Origin of the sequence: Urbifossiella limnaea (assembly GCF_007747215.1) — a bacterium.
Taxonomy (GTDB): Bacteria; Planctomycetota; Planctomycetia; order Gemmatales; family Gemmataceae; genus Urbifossiella; species Urbifossiella limnaea.
The window spans coordinates 4,811,800-4,837,577 of record NZ_CP036273.1 but is presented as its reverse complement, the minus strand read 5'-3'; the positions used below and the strand labels follow the sequence as shown (position 1 = coordinate 4,837,577).

The following is a 25,778-nucleotide window of genomic DNA, read 5'->3' as shown; positions in this document are numbered from 1 at the left end:
ATCGTGAGCTAGAGTGTTAACGTCCGGCAACACCGGGGGCCAGCGTTGACAACCGCCGCCACCTTCGAAAAGGTCGAGAAGACGTACAAGACCGGCCCGTTCGGCCGTGGCGGTGTGGCGGCCGTCCGCGGAGTCACACTGACAGTTCCCGCCGGCGGCGTCTTCGGCCTCCTCGGCCCGAACCGCGCGGGGAAAACGACCCTCGTCAAGCTGCTGTTGTCGCTGTCCGCACCGACCGCGGGCACGGTGACGAGGCTCGGGCAGCCACTCGACCACCGCGGCACGCTCGGGCGCGTCGGCTACATGCACGAGAATCACGCCTTCCCGCGCTACCTGACCGCGGCCGAATTGCTGGCGTTCTACGGCGGGCTGTCGGGCGTCCCGTCCGCCGAACTGGACGGCCGGGTCGAGAATCTGCTGGCGCGGGTCGGTCTCGCGGACCGGAAGTCCGAGCCAATCGCCCGGTTCAGCAAGGGGATGGTTCAGCGGCTCGGGTTGGCCCAGGCGCTCGTCAACGACCCCGACCTGCTCGTCCTCGACGAGCCGACTGAGGGGCTCGACCTGGGAGGCCGGCAACTCCTCCGCGAAGTCGTCCGCGAGTTCAAGTCCGCCGGGAAGACGGTGTTGTTGGTGTCGCACGTCCTCCCTGAAGTGCAGGAATTGTGCGACCGAATCGCGGTCCTTGTCGCTGGCAGAGTCGTCCACGAAGGGCCGCTGTCAGAGTTGCTGAAGGACGCGAAGGTGGGGAAGGACCGGGCGCTCGAAGGGGCGCTGCGGCCGCTGTACGAGCAGCACGACAAGGGGGGAGCGGCGTGACCCAGTACCCGGACGCGATCCGCACCGTCCGCTGGATGGTCCGAGACACCTTTCGCCAGTCGGTCGCTACGAAGCTGTTCTGGGCCATGCTCGGCCTCACGCTGTTGTGCGCGGCCTTCTGCTTCAGTCTCACCGTCGAGGCGGCCACGGAACGACCCCGCCATCCGGCCGAGTTGCCGACGTACCTGCCGAAAGGGGAGAAGACACCCGAGGTGGTCGCCGAGGGGGTCCGCGTCGCGGACGGCAAGGTGACGCTCGGATTCGGCCTGTTCGAGTACCCGATCACGAAGAACAAGTCCGACGCGGTCCGCGTGATCCTCGTGTGGCTCGCCGGAATTGTAGCCGACACCGTCGGCGTACTGCTGGCGCTGCTGTGGACGGCGGGCTTTCTGCCCACGTTCCTCGAACCCGCGGCGGTTACCGTCCTCCTCGCCAAGCCGGCCCCGCGCTGGGCGGTGCTGGCCGGCAAGTACATCGGGGTGGTGCTGTTCGTCGCGCTGCAGTCGACGATGTTCGTCGGGGCGACGTGGCTCGCCACCGGCGCGGCGACGGGCGTCTGGGAGGGCACGTACTGGGTCGCGGTTCCGCTCCTGGTCGTGAACTTTGCCGTGTTTTACGCCGTCAGCGCACTGCTGGCTGTCTGTACCCGGAGTACCGTCGTCAGCGTCTTCGGCACGCTCCTGTTCTGGCTCCTCTGCTGGGCGATGAACTTCACCCACCACAAACTCGCGTCCGACCCGGTGCCCGGCTCGACGCGGGCCGCGAGCGTTCTGGTTCAAGCCGGGTACTGGACGCTGCCGAAACCGCTGGACATGGGCGGTATTTTCTTCGACGCGATGAAGGCCGAGGAGTACGCCAGCCCGATCCCGGAACTGGCTGCGGCGAAGGCCCGCGGTACATATCACCCGGAGATGGCAGTCCTCACCTCGCTGGTGTTTGCTGCAGCCGCCCTGGCGGTCGCCGGGTATGAGTTCCGGCACATGGACTACTGACGCGGTGCGGCGCGGACCGCTGTGCTCGACCGCCGCGAGTCCCACGGCACCTGAGCAGGCGTTTCCGGGTCCGTCTCCACCTCCCATACCGCGGCCAGGCGGGCGATGCGGCGCGTCAACCGCTCGGCCATCCCGACCGCGACGACACCGAAGCCGATCAGCCCGACCACGAGTAGGCGGAACGCCAGAGTCATCCGGTCGTCACTGAGGCTGACGAGCATCATCGCCCCGGTCAGCGGCACGGCGCTAGCCAGTAGGACGAACGGACCAAACCACCAGGCCAGTGGCCGGAGTTCGGCGCCGACCTGACCGGGGCGATACGTGTCCGGGTTACCCGCGATCGGGAACACGGCCCGGAGTAGCACGTACATCACGCTGAGAAAGCTGAACACAATGCCGATCAGCCCGGACAGCACGAACGAAACGGCGAAGTGACCGTAGAGAGCGAGTCGCTTGTCCGGCTCGATCGGTGCTGTGCCCCTGGTCGCCAGATCGATGCCGAGGGGGAAGAGGACGGCCCCCGGAAACCAGCCGACGCAGCCGAGGCCGATTGCCACCCAGCCGAGGTGTCGGCAGCGCCGGCGGAGCCCGTCGGCTGCCGCGACGCGAGACGCAGGTAGCGCCCGGATGCCATTGCCGATGCGGCGCAAGAGCAGGAACAGGTACGCCGCACACGCCGGGTAGACGACGGCGTTGTACCCTATAACGAGTGCGTTGAATGCGGCTTCCTGCGGCTTCGTCAGGTCAATCTGAACCGCGTTGTAGCTGATGTTCACGACCGACCCCGCGAGGTGCGGCACCAGGCCGGCGAGGGCCAGCGCCCACACCGGGTTGGCTACGACCCAGCGGCCGAACTGACCGGGCTTCGGCATCGCCCGCCGCGCCGCGAGCAGGTGCCATGCCCCCGCGAGGGCTCCGGCCAGCGCGCCGGCACTGGAGTACCGCGCCGCCGGGTCGGGCTCCAGGCAACAGCGGATCACCTGAGCGACTTCTTGGGGAAGGGCGGCGAGGGCGTCGGTAGCAGGCTGCTGGTCGGGACGCAAACCGGTCGCCAGTTCGTGCAGCACGACGCCGAGTGAAAAGATGTCGCACCGCTCGTCGACCGTGCCGGCGGCGCCGGCCTCGGACGCGGCGAGGTGCTCGGGGGCCATGTACGCCTCCGTCCCGCCGACACCGCGGCCGACTTTCGCCCGGTCGAAGGCGACGTTGAAGTCGGCGAGCATCGGCCGGCCGTAGGGCGTGACGAGGATGTTCGCCGGCTTCACGTCGCAGTGCAATACTCCGCGGCCGTGGGCAAACGCCAGCGCCTCCGCGAGCCGGCCGCCGAGGCGACACACGGCCTGTGCGAAGTCGTCGGCCGACAGCGCCTCGCGGTCCCGGAGTGCGGCCGGATCGAACCCCGCGTCTTTCCGTCCCGCATCGTCTACGGCATCGAGAATGTCCTGCCCCGAGAGCGGAGCCCCGTCACGGTGCAGGCGTGTGATGACGCCACGGAGGTCGGTACCGGGCACGTACTGCAGACACAGACAGTGCCAGTTGGTGCCGGGTGGTGCGAACGACGAGTACACCTTGACGATGTGGTCGTGCTCGAGGCCGCCGAGCGACTTCCCCTCTTCGGCCGTCATCTCGCGGCCGAGCGACACCTTCAGCGCCACGCGACGGTTCAGCCCCTTCTGGTCGGCCAGGAACACGCGCCCGAATGCCCCGCGGCCGAGTTCCAGGCACAGTTCGAACTCGCCGACCACCATCCCGGCGTTCGGAAGGTCCACCACGCTCGGACGGACCGAGTGGTCGCAGGGAGCAGTGGCGGGGAGCGGGCTTGCAGGGACGTGTGGGTCGTGGCCCGGCCGTGGGGCGGTGGAAGAGTCACTCGGGTTCGCCGCCGGCGGGTGAGGCCGGGTATCGGCGAGCGGGTCGTGCGTCATCGCGAACCGGGCACGGGTGGGTGGGCGTGGAAGATGCTACGCCCGCCACCCCGCGCCCGCAACGACTCACGGCGCCGCCGGGGGGATGGCCCGCACCGGAAGCGGCTTCGGCGGGGGCATGTACTCCGGCACCCGGACGTAACCTGCCGGGACGACCCCCGAGGAGGTGATTGTCGGCAGGGCGGGCGTTGTCTCGGGCAAAGGCGGGAGCGCGACGGGCCGCGAGCGATGCTCGACGCGGAGGGGCATCGGGGCACTCTCGACCGGTTCCGCACGCGACAACCCGCGGACCTCGACGCTCCCAGTCAGGCCACTCGTGCTGTTGATCCCGATCCCGATGATCAGTTGTCGTGTCGGCTTCATGACGGGGCGCGGGGCGGGCGCGGTCGGCAGCGTCGTGCTTTCGCCGCGCCACGGATTCGGCGCCTTGCCGGCGACGGGGCCGCCGAGGGCGGCGACGAGCAGGCCGGCGACGACGGCCCGCGGGAGTGTCCGACGTGACATGCGGACTCCTTTCCGATCTGTGTGAAGCCTACGGACCATGCCGACGGCGGACGGAACCCGCAACCCCAACCAGTGGGCTCTTGCGGATCGGGCCGAGGGCCGGTATCGGGCCGGTGGGAGGGATGCCGATGCGTGTGCGAAGCCGGGCAAGTTGGGCGGTAGCCGCGTCGGTCGCGATACACGCCACGATCGTCGCCCTTGTGTCGTTCTCGACACCGGGCGAGCTTCCGCCGACTGCGCGGCCGGCTCTCGACACGTGTGTGCGGATCGGCGCCGAGCCGATCCCCGAGGTGCCGGTTCAGGTGCAAATGACGGTGCTGGCGGACGCCGAGTTGGTAGCACCGGTCGAGGTGCCCACGATTGCCGAGTCGCAAGATGTACCCGTTGCCAAGGAAGGTATATCTACCCGCTGTGCTCCGCGCATGACGTACGTGCCGTCGGCGCTGCCGGACTCCGTGCTGGCGCACGTTCGCCGCGTCGCTCCCGCTCCGGGACCGATCTCAGACCCGGGTGTTCGACCCGCGGCGGCCGTCACCCGACCGGTTCACGGCACGCTGACCGCGGGCCAGCGTGTCGTCTACCTCCTCGATGCGTCCGGCAGCATGGGCGAGTGGGGGAAGTTCAGCGCGGCCCGTGACGTACTCGCCGCAACTACCGCGGCTCAACCAGCGACTGTGGACGTGAAAGTTGTGGTCTACGCCGCGAGTGCTGAGGTCGTTACGCTTACCCGGCTCGCGACCTGCTCACCGGCTGGAAGGGGTGACCACCTCGCCGGATTGCGACTCGCCCTCGACCAGATGCCGGATTTCGTCGTTTGGTTCACCGACGCCTACGACCTACCGACGGCTGCGGTCCGCACCCAGTTGCGGCGGGTGAGGAAGCCGGTGACGCTTGTCACGGCACGAGTCGGGCCGAACGGCGTCGCTGCTCCCGTCGAGTTCCGCTGACGGTCACATCCAGCCGGCCGCTTCGTCGCGGACGATTCGGGCCATCGCCTCAATCCAGCGCGGGTGGTCGTTGAGGCAGCGGCCGTTGTGCAGCATCTCGCCGCCCGCGTGGAGGAAGACCTCGCGGCTCTCGTGCCCAATCTCGTCGATCGTTTCCAGGCAGTCGGCCGTGAACCCGGGCAGCAGCACGTAGACGCGCCGCACACCCCGCTTGGCCAGGCGTTCGAGTACGTCGTCCGTGTAGGGCTTGAGCCACGGAGACTTGCCGAATCGCGACTGGTACGTCTGCGTCCAGTAGCTCCGCGACCAGCCCATCCGCTTCACCAGCGCCTGTGTCGTGCGAACGACGTGCGTCGCGTACGGGTCGCCCTTTTGGGCGTACTTCTGCGGAATGCCGTGGAAGCTGATGACGACGTGCTCCGGCTCCCAGCCGAGGCCGGCGATGTCGTCGCGGAGGTTCGTGACGACTGCGTCGACGTACGCCGGGTGGTCGTAGTACGGCGGCACGACACGGACCGCGGGTACGCGGCGCTCCTTCATCAACGCCCCGAAAAGGGCGTCGGTCGCGCTGGCGGACGTGGTCGCCGAGTACTGCGGGAACATCGGCAGCGCCACGAGCCGATCCACCCCGGACTCGATCATCTGCCTCACCGCATCGCGGACCGACGGGTTGCCGACCATCATGCCGAAGCGGACAGGCGTGTCGGGAAAGTGTTCCTGCAGTAACGCCGCCTGGCGGGTCGTGTAGTGCATCAACGGCGAGCCGGTGTCGGGGCTCCAGATGCGGCGGTACTTCGCGGCCGAGGCTCCGCTGCGGAACGGCAGGATGAACCCGTACAGCAGCGGGACCCACACCGGCCGCGGCACCTCGATGACGCGGCGGTCGGAGAGGAACTGGCGGAGGTACGGGAACAGCCCGCGGTAGGTGGGGGCGTCCGGGGTGCCGAGCTGGACGAGGAGGAGGCCAGTCATGAGTAGTGGACAGCGGTCAGAGGACAGCGGGCAGTTGGGACCACGACGTCGCTAAGGAGATGGTAGGGGCCGCTGCAACGAAAAAGACAGCGGCCCCGGTGATACCGGAGCCGCTGCGTCGCACTGGACACTAACCACTCGCCGCCGGCCACTACTTCTTCGCCGAGCAGTCCGGCCCCTCGAGCGGGTCGGCCTTCTCGGTGATGTGGCCGCCGGAGCCCTTGAGGGCGGCGCTCTTGTCGGCGTTCAGCTGGATGTAGCTCTGCCACTGCCCGGGCACGTTCGGCTCGGAGTAGATGGCCTCGACCGGGCACTCGGGGACGCACGCCTCGCAGTCGATGCAGTCCGCCGGGTCGATGTAGAGCATCTTCTCGTCCTGGTAGAAGCACTCCACCGGACAGACGACGCAGCAGTCGGTGTACTTGCAGTCGTTGCAGTTGGCGGTGACGACGTGCGGCACTAGCGGGAACCTCCGGGCTCAGGGCTTCGGGGCCACGGCCCGCCCGCGGCCTGACGTGCGCGGACGGGCGTTTATCCCGTTATGCCAACGGAATCGCTCCGACGCCAGTCCTGCTCCGAGGTTTTTTTCCGACTTCCGCGCCTCGAGCAGCCGTCCAGCCGGTCACCGGCCGGCAAGAATCCACTCGGCCTGTTCGTACCCGCCCTCGGTGATGTGCCAAGCCCGAAGGTCCGGCTCCGGGCCGGCGAGGCCGACGATCAGGTGGACGACGGAGTCGCCCCAGTGGTTACCGGCCACGTCTCTCGTGCTCGGGACCGGGGCGGAAGTCGGGTGCGAGTGGTAGATCGCCAGCACCTCGGCCCCCGCCGAGCGGACGGCCTTCGCCGCCGCGAGCAGGTCGTGGGCGTTCGTCAAATACTCGGTTGGGCTGGCGAGGTCGTTGCGGATCGGGAAGTGCAGCCCGACGCGACCATCGGGCGAGCCGGCGAGAAGGCCGCAGCACTCGTACGGCGCCTCGGCGCGGGCGTGCGCCACGACGGCGGCGAGAACCTCGGCGGGAATGCGGAGCGGCGACACGGCGAGAGTAAGTTTACCGGCCGCCCACCCGGCCGGTCGCGCCGCCGACGTTGGCGCGGGCGGCGCGGATGCGCTCGAGCAGGTTCTGCCGGGCGATCGCGCCGGGGTCGGTCGGGCCGAGCGGCGTCGCCATCGGCGGCGGGGTCTTCGACGCGTCGCCGGCCGACGTCTCCGCAGCGGGGTCGGCGTCCGGCTTGTCGGCCGCCGCGAGCAGAGCGTCCTCCGCGTCCACGAACCCGCTCTCCCCGTACATCGACTTGATCTCGCCGAGCTTTACCACGCGCTCGAGCCGGAAGTAGGCGATCTCTTCGTAGGGGACGAAGAACGCCCGCCCCTCGTCGGTCGAACCCTGCTCGCGGCCCCGGAGCACGACGTAGTGCGACTCGAACCGGATGACCACGTCCACCGTGATCATCCCCTGCCCGCGCAGGATCAGGTTGATCTGGGGGTGGTACACCTGCGGAATCTTGCCGAACAGGTCCACACAGTCTTCACGCCGCATCGTCGTCCTCGCGCGAAACGGAGCCGGCCTACGAACTGCGAACCACGACCAGCGCCCGCGGCGGTGCCGTGAGCCGGCGGTACAACCACACTTGTGTCCCCGCCGCGGCCGCACCGCCGAAGCCGCAGATCACCCGCCAGTCCATCCAGCCGATCCACTGCTCCAACGGTGACATCGCGGCGTCGCCCGGGTTGCCGAGGCTGCCCGCGGCGGGAATGCTCACCACCCCCGTCGGGCGGTCGTGAGCGTTTTCGTCGAACGAGCTCACGGTCAAGGTGAGTACCGCGGTCAGAAGCAGCACGGCTGCCAGTAGCCCGAGCGGGGCTGCGGCCAGTGCCCACCCTTCGCGGCGGTAGGGGCGGAGCACGCAGTCCTGGCCCATGCGACGCCAGAGTTTCGTGAAACAGGAATCGGCCGCGTCGGCGGCATCGAACTCGATCCGCACCCGGGTCGTGCCCGCGGGGCCGGCATAGGCCAGCGTGACCGCGTTCCGCAGCAGGTCGAGCGTCGCCCGCCCAACGCTCCGTAGCTCGATTGTCGTCGCCAGCGGGCCGAACAGTTCGTCCAGGTCGTCGCCGAGTTCGGCAGCCGCCCGCACCTCGGGGCGGGGCGGTCCGCGGTCGGGCGAGAGAACGAGTTGGTCGGCGGTGAGGACGATGAGGCCGTGCGAGCGGAGAGCCGGCGCAGCCCACACCCTGCGGCGCGTCGCCGGGATGGACGGGTTCGGGTCGGATGTCGGGGACAAGGGCATCGGCGGCGGTCTCGGGCGAGCGGGCGGTTCGTCGCCCACCTCAACCCGTAGCACCCGATTCGACCGCGGTCAAACGCCCGTCGGCTCAATCGCCACCACCGCCACCACAGCCCCCACCGCCGCAGCCGCCACATCCCCCGTCTCCGCCGTCGCCCACGCCACAGCCGCCGTTTCCACCCGCGCCACAGCCCGAGCCGCAACCGCCGCTCGACCTGGAATGCGCTTGCCGTGGGTACCACGACCGTAGGAAGTCGTGGGCTGTGCCCGTCAGTACGACCGTCCCGAACAGGGCTACCGCCAACCCCACGTCGGCCCCAGCGGGTACCTTCTCGCTCAGGTTCCAGTGCCGGTCCCGCGTCCGGTGCAGCGCCGCCTCGCCTCGCCGCGTCAGTGCACCTCGCCGCAGAACCGCGTCCAGTAACTGCGGATGTAGGTCAGGTGGAGGTGCCACGCCGCGTCAACGTCCTCGGACGGGCACACCGGCCCGAACCCGGCCGCGGCTAGGAACGCGAACCGCTTGTATTCGTGGAGCACGCGGTCTTCGTAGGGCCGGCTCCAGCCGTGCTCGCGCGCCAGCCGTGCAGCGAAGGGGAGGGCAGGGTTAGTCGGGCCGCCGATGTCAAAGGCTTCGACCCGAGCGAGGAGCGCGGCACGGTCTGGCGTCATGGGGCACCGTGGGTGTCTGGGTCGGCTCTACAGGGTACTTCGTCCGCGGCCTGGGGTCGTGGGTGAAGACGAGATCAAGGCCGGGGCAGAGTTTCGTGATTCGTGTTTGATCGAGTGGTTCCGCCGCCTAGCGCAGGCTGGTACGCTATCCAGGGCCGTAACACGAAACTCCGAACCCCAGAACCACCGCATGCCCACCATCATCGCCACCTGGCCCTTCGGGAAATTGGCCGTCGAGACGGGACTCGCCCGGCTCATCAAAGGGGAGGCTGCACTCGATGCCGCCCTCGCCGGGGCGCAGGCCGTCGAGGACGACACCGCCAGCCGCACGTCCGTCGGCTTCGGCAGCCTCCCGGACCGCATCGGCCGGCTGACGCTCGACGCCTGTGTGATGGACGGCCGCACCCTGTCGTGCGGCGCCGTCGCCGGGCTCGAACACGTCCGCCACCCGGCCGCGGTCGCCCGCCGCGTCATGGAGAAGACGCCGCACATCCTCCTCGTCGGCGAGGGGGCGAAGTGGTTCGCGCTGCAGGAGGGGTTCCCGCTGGAGTACCCGTACACCGTGGCCGCGATGCGCGAGTGGGAGGAGAAGCACCCGAACCGCCGGCCCGCGCCCCCGCCCCCGAAGAAGGACGGCCCCGCCCCCCCGCAGCAGGTGGACGAGGGGAATCACGACACCGTGACGGTGCTGGCACACGACCAGCGCGGCAACCTCGGCGGCGTGTGCACCACCAGCGGCCTGGCCTATAAGTTGCCGGGCCGCGTGGGGGATTCCCCGATCATCGGGGCCGGGCTGTACGTCGACGACCAGGCCGGCGCCGCGGGCGCGACCGGCGTCGGCGAAGAGATCATCCGCATCGGCGGCAGCCTGTTCGTGGTCGAGCAGATGCGGTCCGGGAAGTCGGCGCAGGAGGCGTGTGAGCTGGCCTGCCGGCGCGTCAACGCCGCCGCCGCCCGCCGCGGTGTGCACCCGGCGCAGGTAGCGTTCCTGGCGCTGGACCGGCAGGGCGTGCCGGGGGCGGCGTGTACCAGCCGCGCCGACTTCGTGTACGCCGTAGGCCGCGACGGCCGCGTGGAGATGCTGCGGGCGAAGGAAGTGCCGCCGACCGCTTAATAGCACCAATGCCGAACGCCCGGGGACAACTACCCCGGGCGTTCGGTTTCGACTCGACAGAACGACTACCGCACCCGGGTGGCCGTCGGGATGAGCAGCGGGTAGTTCCGCCGGAAGGTGTCCGGCGCCTTGATCGGGTTGAACAACGACCCGGGCTGCGTCGGCCTGCCGAACGCCGCATTCGTTACCACCGTCCCGGCCGGGTGCGGCCGAGCGAAGCCACCAGCTCCGAGCCGAAGCGTGCCCGCTGACGGGATGCTACTCACGGTCACCAACTCGGCCTCGACCCCGCTGCCGACCACGATCGTATCGCCGGGCCGAATCTCCATCAGGTTGCCGTCGGCGTACACGAGCACCGAGTTCGTGCCGTTCGCCGTCCCGTTAGTAATCGTGAAGTCGGTGTCACCCTTGTTCACGTTCGCGTCCAGTGCGACGTAGTACGGGATGTTTTGCAGCGTCTGGCCGGTGTAGTTCGTGTCAGGCTTCACGACGGCGCTCGACCGATCCACCACCGCCATGTACTGCTGCCGCATGTCGCCGGGCACCTCGCGGAACGCTTCCGCTCCGATCCGGTTGCGGAGCTTCGTCGAAACAGTGGTGCCGTCGTTTTCCAGGACTTGCACCTGCTCGTCATTGCCCACCCGCACCTGGTGGTACACGATGGTGAGGTGGACGGTAAAGATGTTGCTCACCGTCGTGGTGTTGTTGGCGATCTTCCGAGTCAACTCGGCGTCCAGGTACGGGTGGGCCGTCGAGCCGTAGAGCCGCGGCTGGCCCGTCACCGTCATCAGTGTGGGGTCGGCCCGGAAGATGGTGTCCTGCAAGCCGGCCCCGCCGGGGGCGATCATCGGCGGAGTCCACATCCCGGCCGCCGGCGGGCGGGCCGCGTCGACGCCGCCGAACGGCTTGAACGGCCGGTCCAGCGACGCCAGCCGGGCGTTGTAGTTCTTCGCCTCCGGGTCGATGTAAGGGTCGGCGTCGTCCACCGTCTCGCCCGGCGCCGGCACCGTCCACTTCTGGCTGATGGCGTCTGTCAACTGCTGAGAGGTGTACGTGCGGACGCCGCTGCCCGGGGTACCGCCAGTGGTCGGCGACGTAAACAGACTCGTCCACAGTTTGTCCGAGTCGGCCTGCGTGAACTCCTGAACCTTCCGCGGCTCCTGCGGGTCGGACAGGGCGTTCCAGACGCGAATGTCCTGAGTCGTGTTCACGTTCAGCTTGCCGTGGAAGCGGCCGCCGGCCGGCACGCCGTAGGTCCACGGCTTCACCCGCAGGTACTCCAGGCCGCGGACGAGGCCGTTGTTCGACCGGCCCCCCATGTCCACGGCCGAGCGGCCGAGGAGGGTGTACGGGTGGCCCCCGATCTGGGGGGCCGTTGCGCCTTCGGGAGCCACCCCGAACCAGGGGGCGAAGCCGACCTGCTTGCGAATGCTCTCGTTCGTCGCCGTCGGGGGCTGGAGGAAGTAGTACGTCACTTCGTGCGGCTTCCCGGCCTGGAGCGTGAGCAACTCCATCTGGCTGACGAGCGACCGGTCCAGGTGGACGAGCCAGTCGTAGGGGGCCATCACGGTGTCGGTCAGTTTCGCCGGCGCGGCCGCGGCGGGCGGAATCGTGGCGGGCGTGTACGTCGCCGCCGCCGGCGCGGTGGCGCCCGTGCCGTTGTGCCGGCCGAGGGTGTGCTTGGGCTCGGTCATCGCGGCCGTCGTCGGGGCCTGGTACAGGCTCATCGATGTCGGGAACGAGTAGGTCAGCAGCGCGGCTGCCGCGATGTCGTCCGGGTAGGCGTGGCCGGAGTACGGCTGCACGCGGCCGAGCGCGACGCGATCGGTGATCAGTACGCCGCCGAGACCCGGACCGGCCCCATTGCCGCTGAAGAGCGCGTTGTTCGCCGGCACCCAGTCCGACGAGTCGACGGTGACGTACGGGTTCGTCGCCGTGTTCTCCGGCAGGTACGGGTTGGCCAGCCGGCGGAGGAGGACGACGTGCCGGCGGTACTCGTCTGCCGGATTCTTCAGATCGACACTGTTCAACTGGGCGTTCGGAATGACGTACTGAAGGGCCGGAGCCACGATCATGCCGTTGGCCCACGCGGGCGGCGCCGGCTTGATGTTCTTCGGATCGAACTCCGTGGTCGTCGGGGCGCTCTTCACTTCGGAGCCGACCACGACGACGCCCTGGGCGGCGTTCCCGGCCGGGTCGTAGAGCCCGTTGTTCGGCTCCACCTCGGCGTTCTTTGGCGTCATGCCGGTGCCGTCGGTGGCGTCACTGAAGGTGTAGTCGATGTCCTGGTCGCCGGCGGGGATGGCTCCGGCGACGTTGGCCGGGTTGTACCGGATGTCGTCGGCGAGGGTCTTGCCCCCCTTCTTGCCGCGGGCGATGGTCAGCTTGTACGGCACCACACCGGGCGTGGCGAAGTCCTTGATCACCACCTTGCCGGTGCCGAGGACGCCGTCCGGCGCCCCCGTCGGGATCGCCGGCGATGTCGGGTTCATCAACTCGACCCAGAAGCGGACGATGCCGTCGTCGTCCGAGCCCTTACCCTGACCCTTGCCCTTGCCCTTGCCCTTTGGGCCGTTCGGGTCGTCCACGATCTCCGAGTAGACCTCGTTGATGACCAACCGCGGCACCTCGACGCCGAACACGACGCGCTCGCCGAACCTGGTCGGGTCGGTCATCGAGGCGGCGGCGATGCTGGCGACGTTAGCATCGGTCACGTAGCCGAGCACGTTGTTCGTCGAGTCCGTGCCAGAGGTGGCCGGGTTCCACACGAACACGGTCGAGATGTCGTCGCCGTCGATGTAGTCCACGACGTTCGCTGCCAGCTGGGCCAGGTAGCGGAGGCCGTTGTAGCTGTCGGTCGTGGTCGTCTCCGTCGGCAGCGACACCTTGCCGTAGTCCTTCGACGTGGGGTCGGTGTCGATGCTGACGCCGCTGGCGCCGACGCCGAACACGAGCCGGACGAAGACGTCGCGGGCCATATTCTGCCGGTCAGCCCACGCCTTGTTGGCGCTCGTGGCGGTGATGTTCGTGGACGACAGCGGCGCGTTCGTCTTGTCGCGGTAGTCGGCCAGCGGGCGGTTGAGGTTCACGCCGCCGAGGCCGCCGTAGGCCCACGACTGCGACGACACCAGCCCACTGTTCGACGCGTGCGCCGGCGCCGGCAGTGTCGCCGGCGGGTACGCGCCGGGAGTCTTGAACCCGAACTGGGTTCCGGTGTTCTGCCCCTGCGGCATGGTGCCTGGCAGGTCGAGACCGGCGCTCAGCGACGTGAACAACATCCGCCGCGGGTGGGCCGGGTCCTGCCGGTACGTCGCCCCGGCCGGGAACGACCCGACCAGCGTGCCGCTCGGCGCGCCGGCCAGCTTGTGGAACGTCGTCTGCTGGTACAGGTCAAGCTCGCCGGCGTACCGCTGGCGGAGGCGGCGGGTTTCGGTGTGCGGGTACGTGTACCCGTACGGCATCGTCGTGGTGCCGCCGTTCGGGAGCGGGTTGAGCGACTGCCCCTCGGAGAACGCCGACCAGTCGGCCGGGTTGTACAGCGACGGGTGATTCTGTGCCTTCTTGATGTCGGTGTTGTCGTCGAAGAACCCGGCCGCGTAGTTCGGCGACACGGCGAACGGGTTGGCCCCGGCCGTGAACGACGGCACCAGCACCGCCTTGCTGACGCCCATGGCGAGCGCGCCGGTCGAGTCCCAGTTCACCTGGCCGTACTGCCCGAGCCGCCGGGAGGAGCGGTCGAACGCGGCCTCGGTGGCCGTCTTGAGGACGGCGTTTCGCGCCCCGGGCGAGCCCCACTTGCCGTACCGGGCCGACACAATCGTGCTGGCCTCGCCCTTGTTCGCCGTCGCCGACTCCAGGTTGATCTCCCACGGGCCGAACCCGTGGTACGAGGCGTGGTTGCCGGCGTCGCGGACGTTACCGTGGGCGTTGACGTTCAGGAACCCGTCGGTGTCGGTGACGAGAACCGCGGCCAGCGGCTTGACCATCTTGCCGCTCCCCTTCGGCCACTCGAACGCGGTGGCCCCGAAATCGATCAGGATGCTGTCGTTCTTCTGCACGCCGACGTTGCCGATCGAGCTGAACACGTCGCCGGTGGTGCTGTTGTCGGCGTTCGGGCGCGGGTAGCCGATGATCGAGCCGTCACGAACCTTCTCGTCGATCTTGTTGTAAAGCCCGACGGCGTTGAACCCGGCGGCGCCGTACTCGGCCACGGTCGGAACCCACGCCTTCCCCCAGGCAGCGGTGAGTTCGGCCGGGGTCAGCTGGTCGATCGGCCGCGGGCGCAGGATCTTGGCGCGGCCCTCGGCCGTCACCCAGTCGGTGTTGGCGACGAGGACAGGGTCGGACGGGTTCCACGGGGCGAGGCGGCCGCCGAGCGGGGCGGGTGCGGGCGTCTTCTGGCCGTTCAGCGTGGCCGGCCGGTCGTTGAACGCCCAGGGCCGGAAGTACGACGGCACCATCACGTCGCCGGTGGCCGGGCTGACGCTTGCCAGGTACAGGTTGTTCAGGTCGGGGTACGTGTACGGCGCGTTCTTCGGCACGTACTTCTTGCCCGTCATCGTCGCGTTGTTGGTCGGGTCGCTCGGCTGCGTCTTGGCGATCTCGCGCGGGCCGTCGCTGATCTCGGGGTCCACGACGTAGTACGCGCCGCCGACGTTCATCGCCGTGTTGTTCACCACGCGGGCGCGGTCCGAGACGGCGCCGAGGGTGGTGACGGTCGTCTTGGTCAGGTCCTCGTGCATGAGGCCGGCGCCGCTGTACGGCGGGTTCAACTGCTTCGTGGTGGGGCTGTCCTGTCGCCAGCCGTGGGTGCCGTACATGCCGCCGAGCAGGTCGTGCCCGCGGAGCGAGTTCGTGACCTGGGCCGTCGGGTCGGTCGGCGACGCCCCGAAGATGACGGAGGACAGCGCCAGCTCGGCGTCGTCGTCGAACGCCGGCGGCGTGGGCGTCATCTGCCCGTTGCGGTTCTCGGCCTCCTTCGCGTAGCGGGCGGCGACCATCTCGCCGTCTGAGTAGAAGACGAACGCGATGCCCACCACGGCGAAGATCGTCAGAAGGGCGAGCACGACGACGAGGATGGCGCCGCGGCGGGCGGCGGGCCGGCGGCGAGCGGTGGTCGGCCGATACATGGCGGCGGCTCCGGTGGCCTGGGCGGTCGGGCGACGGTACGGGTGGCGGGCCGGGCGCGGCCCGGGGCGGTTACAGGTCCTGGACGAACGTGATCTGACGGCCGGCCTGCATTTTCTGGTCCCACACCCGGATGCGGACCTGTACGGCCCGCACGGTGATGACCAGCGGCGGCCGCTTCGCGTCCGGCGTGGCCGGGTCGTAATTCGTTGTCCAGTCCAGGCTGGGGTCGTTGGTCCAGCTGTCGTAGGTGTGAGTCCCGGCCAGCCCGCCGTTCGTCCACGTCGGCAGCACTCGCGGCAGCGTGTCGAACGGGTGGTCGGTCTTCCGCGTCTCGCCCTTCGCGGGCGTCGGGTTGAAGTCGTCCGGGTAGCGGTTCGGCTTCACGGTCGGGTCGGTCGGCCCGTACGGCAGCAGGTCGTTGTCCGCCTTGGTGAAGCTCGACGGCGTCCAGTGAACCTGCACCTCGAACGAGATGACGTTCGACAGCACCGTGTCCTCGCCGGGCCGCGACGCCATTGGCGCCAGGATGTCATCCTGTGGCGGCGTGCCCTGGAACGCGTACCCCGGGCCGACCTGGTTCGTCGCCGACGTCCACTTGGTACCGCCGAGCCGGTTCGACGGGTTCGTCAGCTCGGCCAGCGTGCTGAGGTACGTCGTCGTCTGGTTCGGGCGGCGGAGGCTCAGGACCGCCTCGTCGGGGATGTTCGGCCACGGGCGGTCGCGGCGGTCGGTGTCGCTGAGTGCGGCCAGCCGCTGCCGCCGGATCAGGCGGTGGAGGGTCGGGCCGCCGCCGACGCTCGCGCCCATAGGCTCCAGGAACCACGCCACCTCGGCCGCGATCGAGTGGTACGTCTGGCCGTTCGCCGGCACCGCCGCGCGGAAGTACTCGTCGTCCGAGTTGCCGCTCAGGATGCTCGTGAAGTGCAGGTAGTGCGTGGTGGCCACGCCCGTGCCGGCACTGAGCTGATCCGCGTCGGGCAGCGGGTTCCCCGAGGCGTCTGTCTGGTACGTGATCGGCGTGCTGCAGATGCGGAAGAAGCCGTTCGTCGGGCACTTCCACTCGTATCCGTTCTCGAAGGTGTAGCGCGGCGTCACGCCGGTGCCGTTGTCCTTAATCTTCGTCTGGTCGGCCCGGATGCTACTGAGCTTCTTCGGCGTACCGTCTGCGTCGAGCAGGTGGTTGGCGGCCAGGTCGGTCTTCAGGGCCACGCCGGCGCCGCGGAGTTGGTCCATCATGTCGCCGGAACTCTTCATGTGCCGGACGGTGTCGATGCCGAGCGAAAAGGCGGTCGCCATCACGGCCATGATGAGCACGCACACGGCGGCGGCGACCAGCAACTCCACCAGGGTGAAGCCGGGGCGGGCACGGCGGGCGGCGGTGGTCAGCATGATCCCCTCGCGGGTCGGGGCCGGGGCGGCGGCCGGGGTCGGGGTGCGGGTCAGTTCAGGTCGAGCGGGCGGTCGCGCACGAACACCTCGGCCACGCCGCTGAAGTACGTGAAGCGGCGTTCCGACAGGGGCAACTGCGGGTCGTTCGTCTTCCAGCCCGTGTCGGTCTTCAGGGGCGTCTCCAACTCCACGTCGATCCCCGTCGGGGTCTCGGTCACGCTCACGACGCGGTAGAAGTTCGCGTTCCGAATCCACATCTGCGCACCGGCCGGCGGGTTGCCCGTCGAGCGGAACGGCACTACCACCGGGGCGCCCGTGGGCGGCCGGTTGATGAGGGCGATGCTGGAGTCCAGTAGCCAGCCGCCTCGCTGCACGTTCGGCAGCGTGTTGGTCGCGTAGGAGCCGGCGAACTGCAACTTGGTCTCGCCGCGCTGCAGCAAGCTCGGCACCTCCGGCACGGCGTAGGTCGGATTCCACACCGTCTCCAGCGGCACGCCGGTCGGGGCGTAGCCGGGGGCGCGCTTGTCGAACACCACCACCGTCACCGTCACCGGTGAGGTCGCGGTACCGGAGTGCCGCTGTACGAGCCACATCCAGTTGTAGCGCCCGTCGCGGTCAATCGTGCCGCCCACGGTCGCCGGCAGGCCGGTCGTTTCGTACCCGAGGCCGTCGAGCAGGGAGCAGATGCGGATGGCCAGCGCCTGCTGGTTGCCGACCGGTTGGGCGAGGACCGACCGGAGCGTGCGACGGCTCAGGGCGGTCGTATGGGGAGTTGTGATTCCGTCGCCGAAGCCGTTGTCGGCGCCGAACCAGGTGTTGGTCGCTTGCACGCCGCCTGCGTCAGTGGTGCCGCCACGGGCTTTGAACCCGATCGGGTCGATCAGCACCGGGTAGCTGATGCTGCCGCCACTGTCGTCGCCCACGAAGTAGTTGCTGAACGTCTTCTTCTGGTCGGGGCTGGTCAGCGCCTCGTAGAAGCCCTCGCCACCCGGCGGCGCGGGCGTCAGTCGGCCGGTGTCGATCCGCTCGCGGACGTAACTGCGGAGGAATGCGTCGGCCTGCGCCGCGCCCTGCGTGCAGCGGTCGTCCCGGAAGGCCTGCGCCATGTTCAACGCGCCCAGCGGGAACAGCGTGAGCACGGCGATCGTGCCGATGCCCATGATGAACAGGGCGACCAGTACCTCGGTCAGCGACAGCCCGGGTCGGCGGCTCATGGATGTCTCCGGTCGCACGGTCGGGGCGAGGGTCACGGGGAGCTCGAGTCCTTGGCCGCCAGCGTGTACGGCCCGGGTGTGGTGGCGTAGATGCCGGTGGCGTTCGGCCAGTTCACCGGAAACACGCCCATGGCCCCGGTCTTGGCCTTGATCGCCACCAGCTGCTGGTCGCCGCCGATCTCGAACTGGAACTGGTTCCCGTAGTCGAACGCCGCGGCGAGGTTGCCCGCGTTCGGCAACGCCGGCCGCATGTCCAGCGGCTTGCCGGTCGTGGGGTTCGTCTTCGTATAGTCGCGCACCCAGAGGTAGATCTGCCCGGCCGAGACCGGGTCCACGACCTGCCCGCTCGGCGCGAACATGACCTCGAAGTCGATCGGCTGGCCGTTCACCACCCGCGCCCCGGGGAGGCTCACGAACTGGTTCAGGTCCACGCACACGTTCTTCGGGAGCGGGATGTTCGGCTCGCCGAGCAGCGCCCGCGACCGCGGCTCAATGGCGAACCGGTACACGCGCTCCGTGGTGCCGGCCCCGATCAGGCTGTGCGGCTGGCGGTCCAGCACCACCGTCCAGTTCCTCGAACTGCCCTGCTGCGTCAGCCGGTGGATCTCGAAGCGCTGGGTGCGGCCGAAGGCGTCCGGCCCGAGTACCGGGCAGTACAGCTTCGGGAACCACCGGGCGGCCAGGTCGTTCTGCATCACCAGGATCGCCTCGGACAGCGGGTCGAGGTTGAACAGCGTGCAGGCGCTCGTGGTCGGGTCGAACTCGACGTAAGCCGGATCCAACCCCGTGACCGGGTCTCGTGTCGTCAACCCGAGCGGGTTGGGCACGATGGTCGGGGCGGCCTCGATGTACTGCATCTCGGTGCTCAGCAGCGCGCCGTACACGAACCCGCTGGCGTCCACGCCCGACAGCCGGGACGGGTCGCTCAGGCCGCTGTCCAGGATGAACCGGACGCCGCGGCCGTTGCTCTCGCGGGTGGCGCGAGCCTTGGCGATCATCAGGTGCTGGCGGATCGTCGCCGCCGCGTCCGTCGTGCGGTCCTGCTCCACGATCGACGGGAGGACGGCGGCGCTGATCGCGGCCAGCACGACGATGATGGCGATTGCCACCAGCAGCTCGACGAGCGTGAAGCCGGCCCGGCGGCCGGAGCGGTGCCGCGTCATGGTCGCTACTCCTTGTTCCCGTCGCGGAGGACCCGGTAGCCGTACGTGTTGTCGTTGTCGTTCGGCGGGCGGAACGCCAGGTGCTTCTGGCCGTCCGTCTGATCCCGACTGTCCGGCCCGGCCGAGATCGGCGTGGCGATGCGGTTCCGGCCGTCGAACGTCTGAAGGTTGACGGGATTAAAGACTGCCGCCACGGCCGCCGTCTTGACCGTCGTGTTAGCCCAGAGCTTGAGTTTGCCGCGGTCGTCGAGCGGGTCGTCCATCGGGTCCACGCCCTTCTGGAGCATCGCGGTGTTGCGGCCGCGGCTGTACTCGGGCGAGTTCAACTCGGGGCTCTGGTAGAATCGCTTGAACGCGACGTAGTTACTGAACCCGTCCTTGAACGCCGGCAGCGACAGCCCGTTGCTGAAGTTGAGCGAGGTCTGCGCCCCCTGCATGGCGTCGTCGATGGAGAAGTTCGCCCCTCGGGCGCCCTTGCCGAGGATGATGTACAGCAGTGCCGCCGACTCCTCTTCAGGCTGTCCGCCGGCCGTGAGGTTGTTCTGGATCTCCTTGAACGCCGACGACCTCGGAATTGTGACCGTCACGCCGTTGCCGGTGAGCGTCACGTCGGACCGGGCCTCGGCGAAGCTCTCGGGCATCTCGCGGCGGAGGTTCAGGAACATCCACAGCGCCTCGGCCCGGTCCACGTCGTTGTCGCAGATCGTCACCATCTTCACGAAGTCCGGCTGCTTGTTCGGCGTGGCGAAGGTCCGCCGGTCGTCGCGGCACTTGTCGCAGGTCACCCGCCACTGGTTGTCGATGGCCTTCTGCAGCTTCACGAGCGTCTGCGTGGTCACGCTGCTCTGGGCGCCCTCGCGCACCTTGCCGATGCCGGCCGCGACGAGCGCGGCCAGCAGCGCCAGGATGGCGATGACGACCAGCAGTTCGACCAGGGTGAAGCCGGCCCGGCCGGCCCGGCGCTGTCCGCGGCGCATGGGTGTTCCTCCGGTCCGGGTCAGTTCTGGGTGATCAGCTTGCCGTTGCCGTTGAAGTTGGCGATGTCGTCGGCACCACGCATCCCCTCGGCATACTCACCGGCACCAGGCGTCCACGCCGTACCGCCAGACCCGAAGCCGAAGGTGCCCGGCGTGGTCTGGTCGTCCTTGCCGTTGTCGCCGGCCGAAATGATCTGGAAGCCCTTCGGCTCCAGGTATTTGTTGTTCAGGATGTACGGCATGACCGTCGTGCCGTTGAACGCGAACCCCTGGTCAACGGTGTACGCCCCGGTCGTGGGGTGCGGCGCCTTGTACGTATTCACGTACGGGTTGAACGCGAAGTACGCGAACGGCGAGCCGAACGTGTCGAGCAGCGAGGAGAATCTCTTGTCCGCTCCAGTCACAGCGGTGCCCGGGGCGTAGCGGTTCGCCTTGAACGTCAAGAACGGCCCGATGCGGCTCTCGGTGGAGCCGACGGCCACCTTGGTGAACGGATTCGTCCTGTTCGTCGAGAAACCCTGGAACTCGGTCACGTCGCCGCCGGTCAGGAAGAAAACAAGCGTCTGATTACAATCGAGGTCGGCGTCAGGCAGACCGGTGCTCTCGCCTTTCACCCCCGTGCAACCCGGCAACTGCGGCCACACCTGCTTCAGGTACACCGCCTCGGGCTCGTTCCCGGCGTACAGGCTCCGCAGCCGGAACAGGCCGCCACCGGTGCCGCCGGCCCCACACGACGGGATGTAGCCGACGTTCATCTTCGACTTGTACGTGCTGATCGCACTGGCGATCTGGCCGATGTCGGCAGCCGTCTCGGCGGTCTTGGCCGTGCGACTGACTTTCCCGATGACGACGACGAGTAGGCCGGCCAGAATCGCGATGATTGCGATCACGACCAGTAGTTCGATCATCGTGAAGCCCCGGCGGGGGGCGGCGTGCCGGATCATGGCATCTCCTTGTGCGGATGGGGCGGGGGGGAGCCGAACTGTAGCTCACCCCCGCCGGCGCGGCCCCGTTACTTGCTCAACCCCTCGAGCAGCTTGATCAGCGGCAGGAACAGCGAGATCACGATGGCCCCGATGGTGAAGCCGAGGAACACGATCATGATCGGCTCCAGCAGCGAGATCAGCGACTTCACCAGCGTGTCCACGAGCTCGTCGTAGAAGTCCGCCACCTTGTACAGCATCGTGTCCAGGTCGCCGGTCTCCTCGCCGACCTCGACCATGTTCGTCACCATGTCGTCCACGAGGCGGCTCTCGCGGAGCGGGTCGGCGATCGTCTCGCCCTCGCGGATGCTCTCCAGCACCCGCTGGAACATCCGCTCGAAGACGGCGTTGTTGGCCGTCTCCTTCACGATGTTGATGGCCTCCAGGATCGGCACGCCCGAGCTGATGAGCGTGCCGAGCGTGCGCATGGTGCGCGACACGATCGTCTTCTCGATCAGGTCGCCGAGGATGGGCACCCAGAGTAAGGCTCGGTCGAGGGCGTAGGTCCCGGCCCGGCTGAGGCGGATCAGCTTGATGAGCAGGTACACGCTCAGGGGGAACATCGGGATCGTCCACCAGTAGTCGCTCATCCAGGTGCTCACCTTGATGAGCGTCTGGGTGGCCCACGGCAGGGTCAGCCCGAACTCGTCGAAAATCTTCTTAAACTTGGGGATGATCGCCACCATGATGAAGGTGAGGATCGCCACCGCGACGAAGATCACGACCGCGGGGTACACCATCGCCCCGACGACTTTCCGCTTGAGCGTCTGCCCCTTTTCGAGGAACTCGGCCAGGCGCTGCAGAATCACTTCGAGCGCACCGCCGGCCTCACCGGCGCGGACCATGTTGACGTACAGCCGGCTGAACACCTTCGGGTGCCGGCCGAGCGCCTCGGACAGGCTGGAGCCGCTCTCCACGTCCTCGACCACGTCGATGAGCGCGTTCTTCAGCACCGACGGCTTCATCTGCCGCTCGAGGATGCGGAGCGACCGGAGGACCGGGAGGCCGGCGTCCTGGAGCGTCGAGAGCTGGCGGGTGAAGGTGACGAGCGCCTTCGACGAGACGCCGCCGATGGTGAACGTCTTGCGGCTCTTGCCGGTCTTGGCTTTCTTCTTCCCCTTCTTCCCCTTGTCGGTGGCCGTGAGCTTGGTGACGAAGTAGCCCTTGGCCTTGATCTTCTGCGACGCCTCCTCCTCGTTCGTCGCCTCGATCGAGTCCTTCACCTCCGCCCCGGAGGTGTCCATCGCTTCGTACTTGAAAGTCGGCATTGCCGCCTCCGGGTGCGAGTCCGCCGCGTCGGTCCGTGGTGCCGGGCGGTCACGGAATGACGCCCCGGCGGTCGTGTCGATTTCAGCTTCGGGCTAGTCTTCCATCACCGTCTCGCGCACCACCTCGTCGAGCGTGGTGACGCCGTTGAGCAGCGCCTCGATGCCCGACTCGCGCAACGTCTGCACGCCGAGTTTGCGGAGGTACACCTTCATCTGGTCGGTGCTGCCGCCGCGGCTGATCATGTCGCGGATGTTGTCGTCGATCATCATCAGCTCGTAGAGGCCGGTGCGGCCCTTGAAGCCGAGGTTATTGCACTTGGCGCACCCCTCGCCGTAGAAGAACTCCTTCCCGGCCATCGTGTCGGGGGCGACCGCCAGCTCCATGACCTGCTCGCGCGTCGGCGTGTACGGCGTCTTGCACGCCTGGCAAATCTTCCGCACCAGCCGCTGGGCCTGGATTGCCTCCACGCACGCGGTGATGAGGAACGGCTCGACGCCCATGTCGCGCAGCCGGGTCACCGAGCTCGGGGCGTCGTTCGTGTGGAGCGTGCTGAACACCAGGTGCCCGGTCAGCGACGCCTGGATGGCGATCTGGGCCGTCTCTAGGTCGCGGATCTCGCCGACGAGGATCACGTCGGGGTCTTGCCGCAGGATGGCCCGCAGCGCGGCCGCGAACGTCAGGTCGATCTCGTGGTTGATCGGGCACTGGATGATGCCGTCGATCTCGTACTCGACCGGGTCTTCGGTCGTGATGATCTTGGTTTCCAGGTCGTTCAGCTCGGACAGGGCCGAGTACAGCGTCGTCGTCTTGCCCGAGCCGGTCGGGCCTGTCACCAGCACGATGCCGTTCGGCTTCTTGATGACCTGGCGGAACTGGGTGAGGATCACTTGCGGCATGCCGATGCGGTCCAGGCTCAAGCCGACGGCCGACTTGTCCAGCACCCGGATGACGGTGCTCTCGCCGAACAGCGTCGGCAGCACCGACACGCGCATGTCGATGCGGTTGCCGCCGAGGTTTAGCTCGATCTTGCCGTCCTGCGGCAGCCGCCGCTCGGCGATGTCGAGGTTGGCCATGACCTTGATGCGGCTGGCGATTGCGGTGGCGAGGTGGCGCGGCGGCGGCACCATCTCGTACAGCACCCCGTCGCACTTGTAGCGCATCTTGTACTCCTCTTCGAACGGCTCGAAGTGGATGTCGGACGCCTTGTCGCGGATGGCCATCAACAGCACCATGTTGATGAGCTTCCGGACCGGGGACGAGTTCGCCAGTTCGATGGCGTCGTCGAGGTCGATGCTCGTCTCGCGCCGCATCGACGCCGCGCCGATGGTCGGGTCGCTCTCCAGCTCGGCGAGGAGCGTCGTCATCGACTCCTCCTTCGAGGTGGAGTACGCCCGCTCGATCAGCCCCTCGATCTGCTTCGCCGGCGCCAGCAGCGGCGTGACGGTGGGGATGCCCAGCAGGTTCTTCAGGTCGTCCATGGCCTGAAGGTTGTTGGGGTCGGACATCGCCACGGTGAGGACGTTCTGCTCGAACGACACCGGGCACAGCCGGTACAGCTCGGCCATCTGCCGGGTGACCAACTTGACGGCCTCGGGCGTCGGCTTCGTCTCCTCGACGTTGGCGACGCGCATGCCGTGCGCCTCGGCCGTGGCCTGTAGCAGCTGGTCGTCGTTGGCGAGGCCGCGCTCCTTGAGGATGTCGGTGAGCGTCCCCTCGGTGACGCGCATCTCCTCGAAGATCGACTCGAGCTGCGCCTCGTCGAGGGCCCCGAGGTCCACGAGCTTCTGCCCGAGGAGCTTGGTGTTGGCGTCGATGTGCGTGAACTTCGGCTTCGGCGCGGCCGGCTTCTTGGCGGGCGGTTGGGCCGCGGCGGGCGGCTTCGCCGGGATGCCCGGCCTGGCCGGCTGGCCGGGCTTGGCGGAGCCCGGTACAGGGATGCCGGGCTTGGCCGGGCCGACGACGGGCTTCGGCGCAGGCTGGCCCGGCTGAGCGGGCTTCGGCACGGGCGGGCCGTTCCCTGCCGCCGGCGGCTTCTGGCCGGGCGTGGCGGGCGGCATCGGCTTCTTCGGGTCGTTCGGCGTCGGGGGCATCGTGCGTCTCGCGTTCGGGATGAGGGATCGGGTTCGTGGCCGATTCAACGACTACCGCCGCCGACGCTTGGGGCCGTCGTCGTCGTCATCGTCGTCGTCCTCATCCTCGTCGTCATCGTCGTCGTCCTCATCCTCCTCGTCGTCGCCGCCCTCCTCGTCGTCGTCCATCAGGCCACGCTCGGCTTGCGCGATCTTCGCGGCCAACTCAGCAGGGTTGGAGGCCTTCAGGAGCGCCTCTTCCTTCTCGATCAGGTCCTCCCGCCACATGCGGAACAGGCAGTCGTCCAGCAGGAACATGCCGTGCTTGCGGCCGGTCTGCACCGACGAGTTGATGCGGTACGTCTTGTTCTCGCGGATCAAGTTGCGGATGGCGGGCGTCACCACCATCATCTCGTAGGCCGCGATCAGCCCCTCCGGCTTCTTCGGCATCAGCGCCTGCGACAGGACGCCGATGAGCGACCCGGCCAGCTGCGTGCGAATCTGGTCCTGCTCGTTCTCGGGGAACACCGTCACGACGCGGTCCACGGTCGAGGCGGCCCCCGAGGTGTGCAGCGTGCCGAACACCAGGTGTCCCGTCTCGGCGGCTTCGAGGGCGGCGCGGATGGTTTCGAGGTCGCGCATTTCGCCGACGAGGATGGTGTCGGGGTCCATCCGGAGGGCGCGGCGGATGCCCTCCTTGAAGTCCGGCACGTCGATGCCGATCTCGCGCTGGTTGACGGTGCTCTTCTTGTGCTTGTGGTAGTACTCGATCGGGTCTTCCAGCGTGATGATGTGCCGGTCGTAGTTGTCGTTGAGGAAGTTGATCATGCTCGCCAAGCTGGTCGTCTTGCCGGACCCAGTGGGGCCGGTGACGAGGATCAGCCCGCGGGGCCGCACGATCAACTGGCGGATAACTTCCGGCGTCCGCAACTGCTCGAACGTCAAGAACTGACTCGGGATGCGGCGGAGGACCATGCCGATGGTCCCCTTCTGCTTGAACACCGCCACCCGGAACCGGTACCCGTCGACGTACTCGATGGCGAAGTCGGCTCCGCCCTTTTGCTGGAGCTCCTGCTGGCAGCGGTCCGGCGTGATGCTCTTCATCAGGCCGGTGGTGTCGTCGTTGTCCAATACTTTGGCGTCGAGCTTCCGCATCCGGCCCTGGTGCCGGACGACGGGAGGCTGACCGACGCTGATGTGGAGGTCGCTGGCCTTGATCTGGATGACCGTCGCCAGCAACTTCTCCATGGAGACCGAAGCCACGGAACCCTCGGCCAGATTCTGGCCAACGAGCGGACGACGACGCGAAACTCAGACGTGCGGCTTCCGACCGGCATCTGTCAGACGGGCTCCCGACCT

Annotated in this window: 21 protein-coding genes; 4 read left to right on the top strand and 17 right to left on the bottom strand. The window is 68.3% G+C overall.

Going from position 1 to position 25,778, the window contains the following annotated elements:
- Positions 1-45 precede the first annotated feature (45 nt).
- Complete coding sequence (locus tag ETAA1_RS19780; protein WP_145241485.1) at positions 46-816, top strand: ABC transporter ATP-binding protein; 771 nt, start codon at positions 46-48, stop codon at positions 814-816.
- Positions 813-1,808 (top strand): ABC transporter permease, encoded by a 996-nt coding sequence (locus ETAA1_RS19775; RefSeq protein WP_145241483.1) that lies wholly within the window; start codon positions 813-815, stop codon positions 1,806-1,808. Before ETAA1_RS19780 ends, ETAA1_RS19775 begins: the two co-directional genes overlap by 4 nt.
- Here the strand turns inward: ETAA1_RS19775 and ETAA1_RS19770 are convergent.
- Positions 1,802-3,577: a serine/threonine-protein kinase gene (locus tag ETAA1_RS19770; RefSeq protein ID WP_202920273.1), complete on the bottom strand. Its 1,776-nt coding sequence runs from the start codon at positions 3,575-3,577 to the stop codon at positions 1,802-1,804. The two genes, ETAA1_RS19775 and ETAA1_RS19770, sit on opposite strands and share 7 nt — an antisense overlap.
- A 222-nt stretch (positions 3,578-3,799) precedes the next feature.
- Positions 3,800-4,237 (bottom strand): hypothetical protein, encoded by a 438-nt coding sequence (locus ETAA1_RS19765; protein ID WP_145241479.1) that lies wholly within the window; start codon positions 4,235-4,237, stop codon positions 3,800-3,802.
- Positions 4,238-4,365: 128 nt separating this feature from the next.
- Here ETAA1_RS19765 and ETAA1_RS19760 point away from each other — a divergent pair, with 128 nt between their 5' ends.
- Positions 4,366-5,184: a vWA domain-containing protein gene (locus tag ETAA1_RS19760; protein WP_145241477.1), complete on the top strand. Its 819-nt coding sequence runs from the start codon at positions 4,366-4,368 to the stop codon at positions 5,182-5,184.
- A gap of 3 nt (positions 5,185-5,187) precedes the next feature.
- On the opposite strand, the gene hemH is transcribed toward ETAA1_RS19760, so the two are convergent.
- The 6 genes from hemH to ETAA1_RS19730 form a co-directional block, all read right to left on the bottom strand.
- Positions 5,188-6,156 carry a ferrochelatase gene (gene hemH / locus ETAA1_RS19755; RefSeq protein WP_145241475.1) on the bottom strand — a complete coding sequence of 323 codons (969 nt, stop codon included), beginning with the start codon at positions 6,154-6,156 and terminating at the stop codon, positions 5,188-5,190.
- Positions 6,157-6,307: 151 nt separating this feature from the next.
- Positions 6,308-6,616, bottom strand: coding sequence for a 4Fe-4S dicluster domain-containing protein (locus tag ETAA1_RS19750; protein ID WP_145241473.1), 309 nt, complete (start codon positions 6,614-6,616; stop codon positions 6,308-6,310).
- 162 nt (positions 6,617-6,778) lie between these two features.
- The gene (locus tag ETAA1_RS19745; protein ID WP_202920272.1) at positions 6,779-7,192 is read right to left on the bottom strand and encodes a Mov34/MPN/PAD-1 family protein; all 414 of its coding nucleotides are present in this window, start codon (positions 7,190-7,192) and stop codon (positions 6,779-6,781) included.
- Positions 7,193-7,205: 13 nt separating this feature from the next.
- Positions 7,206-7,694, bottom strand: coding sequence for a hypothetical protein (locus tag ETAA1_RS32200; protein ID WP_202920271.1), 489 nt, complete (start codon positions 7,692-7,694; stop codon positions 7,206-7,208).
- 28 nt (positions 7,695-7,722) lie between these two features.
- Entirely contained in the window at positions 7,723-8,445 is a 723-nt protein-coding gene (locus ETAA1_RS19740; protein ID WP_145241469.1) for a hypothetical protein, read from the bottom strand.
- 387 nt (positions 8,446-8,832) lie between these two features.
- Positions 8,833-9,111, bottom strand: coding sequence for a glycine-rich domain-containing protein (locus ETAA1_RS19730; RefSeq protein ID WP_145241465.1), 279 nt, complete (start codon positions 9,109-9,111; stop codon positions 8,833-8,835).
- A 190-nt stretch (positions 9,112-9,301) separates the two neighbouring features.
- Here ETAA1_RS19730 and ETAA1_RS19725 point away from each other — a divergent pair, with 190 nt between their 5' ends.
- Positions 9,302-10,225 carry an isoaspartyl peptidase/L-asparaginase gene (locus ETAA1_RS19725; protein WP_145241463.1) on the top strand — a complete coding sequence of 308 codons (924 nt, stop codon included), beginning with the start codon at positions 9,302-9,304 and terminating at the stop codon, positions 10,223-10,225.
- 65 nt (positions 10,226-10,290) lie between these two features.
- Here the strand turns inward: ETAA1_RS19725 and ETAA1_RS19720 are convergent, their stop codons facing one another.
- The 9 genes from ETAA1_RS19720 to ETAA1_RS19680 form a co-directional block, all read right to left on the bottom strand.
- On the bottom strand, positions 10,291-15,354 hold the full coding sequence (locus tag ETAA1_RS19720; RefSeq protein ID WP_145241461.1) for a hypothetical protein: 5,064 nt from the start codon (positions 15,352-15,354) through the stop codon (positions 10,291-10,293).
- Positions 15,355-15,424: 70 nt separating this feature from the next.
- On the bottom strand, positions 15,425-16,744 hold the full coding sequence (locus tag ETAA1_RS19715; protein WP_145241460.1) for a type II secretion system protein: 1,320 nt from the start codon (positions 16,742-16,744) through the stop codon (positions 15,425-15,427).
- A 50-nt stretch (positions 16,745-16,794) separates the two neighbouring features.
- Positions 16,795-17,958: a type II secretion system protein gene (locus ETAA1_RS19710; protein ID WP_145241458.1), complete on the bottom strand. Its 1,164-nt coding sequence runs from the start codon at positions 17,956-17,958 to the stop codon at positions 16,795-16,797.
- 32 nt (positions 17,959-17,990) lie between these two features.
- Entirely contained in the window at positions 17,991-19,121 is a 1,131-nt protein-coding gene (locus ETAA1_RS19705) for a prepilin-type N-terminal cleavage/methylation domain-containing protein (protein ID WP_145241456.1), read from the bottom strand.
- A gap of 5 nt (positions 19,122-19,126) precedes the next feature.
- Positions 19,127-20,098: a prepilin-type N-terminal cleavage/methylation domain-containing protein gene (locus ETAA1_RS19700; RefSeq protein WP_145241454.1), complete on the bottom strand. Its 972-nt coding sequence runs from the start codon at positions 20,096-20,098 to the stop codon at positions 19,127-19,129.
- A gap of 20 nt (positions 20,099-20,118) precedes the next feature.
- A complete protein-coding gene (locus tag ETAA1_RS19695) occupies positions 20,119-21,042 on the bottom strand; it encodes a type II secretion system protein (protein ID WP_145241452.1) in 924 nt (307 codons plus the stop codon).
- Between the two features lie 68 nt (positions 21,043-21,110).
- Complete coding sequence (locus ETAA1_RS19690; RefSeq protein WP_145241451.1) at positions 21,111-22,349, bottom strand: type II secretion system F family protein; 1,239 nt, start codon at positions 22,347-22,349, stop codon at positions 21,111-21,113.
- 93 nt (positions 22,350-22,442) lie between these two features.
- Positions 22,443-24,440: a GspE/PulE family protein gene (locus ETAA1_RS19685; RefSeq protein ID WP_202920270.1), complete on the bottom strand. Its 1,998-nt coding sequence runs from the start codon at positions 24,438-24,440 to the stop codon at positions 22,443-22,445.
- A 51-nt stretch (positions 24,441-24,491) separates the two neighbouring features.
- Complete coding sequence (locus tag ETAA1_RS19680; RefSeq protein ID WP_145241449.1) at positions 24,492-25,682, bottom strand: type IV pilus twitching motility protein PilT; 1,191 nt, start codon at positions 25,680-25,682, stop codon at positions 24,492-24,494.
- Positions 25,683-25,778 lie beyond the last annotated feature (96 nt).

Bases quoted from the DNA above. Each gene is read 5' to 3' on its own strand.
- ETAA1_RS19765 (WP_145241479.1), bottom strand. From the start codon at position 4,237: ATGTCACGTCGGACACTCCCGCGGGCCGTCGTCGCCGGCCTGCTCGTC.
- ETAA1_RS19760 (WP_145241477.1), top strand. From the start codon at position 4,366: ATGCGTGTGCGAAGCCGGGCAAGTTGGGCGGTAGCCGCGTCGGTCGCG.
- hemH (WP_145241475.1), bottom strand. From the start codon at position 6,156: ATGACTGGCCTCCTCCTCGTCCAGCTCGGCACCCCGGACGCCCCCACC.
- ETAA1_RS32200 (WP_202920271.1), bottom strand. From the start codon at position 7,694: ATGCGGCGTGAAGACTGTGTGGACCTGTTCGGCAAGATTCCGCAGGTG.
- ETAA1_RS19740 (WP_145241469.1), bottom strand. From the start codon at position 8,445: ATGCCCTTGTCCCCGACATCCGACCCGAACCCGTCCATCCCGGCGACG.
- ETAA1_RS19730 (WP_145241465.1), bottom strand. From the start codon at position 9,111: ATGACGCCAGACCGTGCCGCGCTCCTCGCTCGGGTCGAAGCCTTTGAC.
- ETAA1_RS19725 (WP_145241463.1), top strand. From the start codon at position 9,302: ATGCCCACCATCATCGCCACCTGGCCCTTCGGGAAATTGGCCGTCGAG.
- ETAA1_RS19720 (WP_145241461.1), bottom strand. From the start codon at position 15,354: ATGTATCGGCCGACCACCGCTCGCCGCCGGCCCGCCGCCCGCCGCGGC.
- ETAA1_RS19715 (WP_145241460.1), bottom strand. From the start codon at position 16,744: ATGCTGACCACCGCCGCCCGCCGTGCCCGCCCCGGCTTCACCCTGGTG.
- ETAA1_RS19710 (WP_145241458.1), bottom strand. From the start codon at position 17,958: ATGAGCCGCCGACCCGGGCTGTCGCTGACCGAGGTACTGGTCGCCCTG.
- ETAA1_RS19705 (WP_145241456.1), bottom strand. From the start codon at position 19,121: ATGACGCGGCACCGCTCCGGCCGCCGGGCCGGCTTCACGCTCGTCGAG.
- ETAA1_RS19700 (WP_145241454.1), bottom strand. From the start codon at position 20,098: ATGCGCCGCGGACAGCGCCGGGCCGGCCGGGCCGGCTTCACCCTGGTC.
- ETAA1_RS19695 (WP_145241452.1), bottom strand. From the start codon at position 21,042: ATGATCCGGCACGCCGCCCCCCGCCGGGGCTTCACGATGATCGAACTA.
- ETAA1_RS19690 (WP_145241451.1), bottom strand. From the start codon at position 22,349: ATGCCGACTTTCAAGTACGAAGCGATGGACACCTCCGGGGCGGAGGTG.
- ETAA1_RS19685 (WP_202920270.1), bottom strand. From the start codon at position 24,440: ATGCCCCCGACGCCGAACGACCCGAAGAAGCCGATGCCGCCCGCCACG.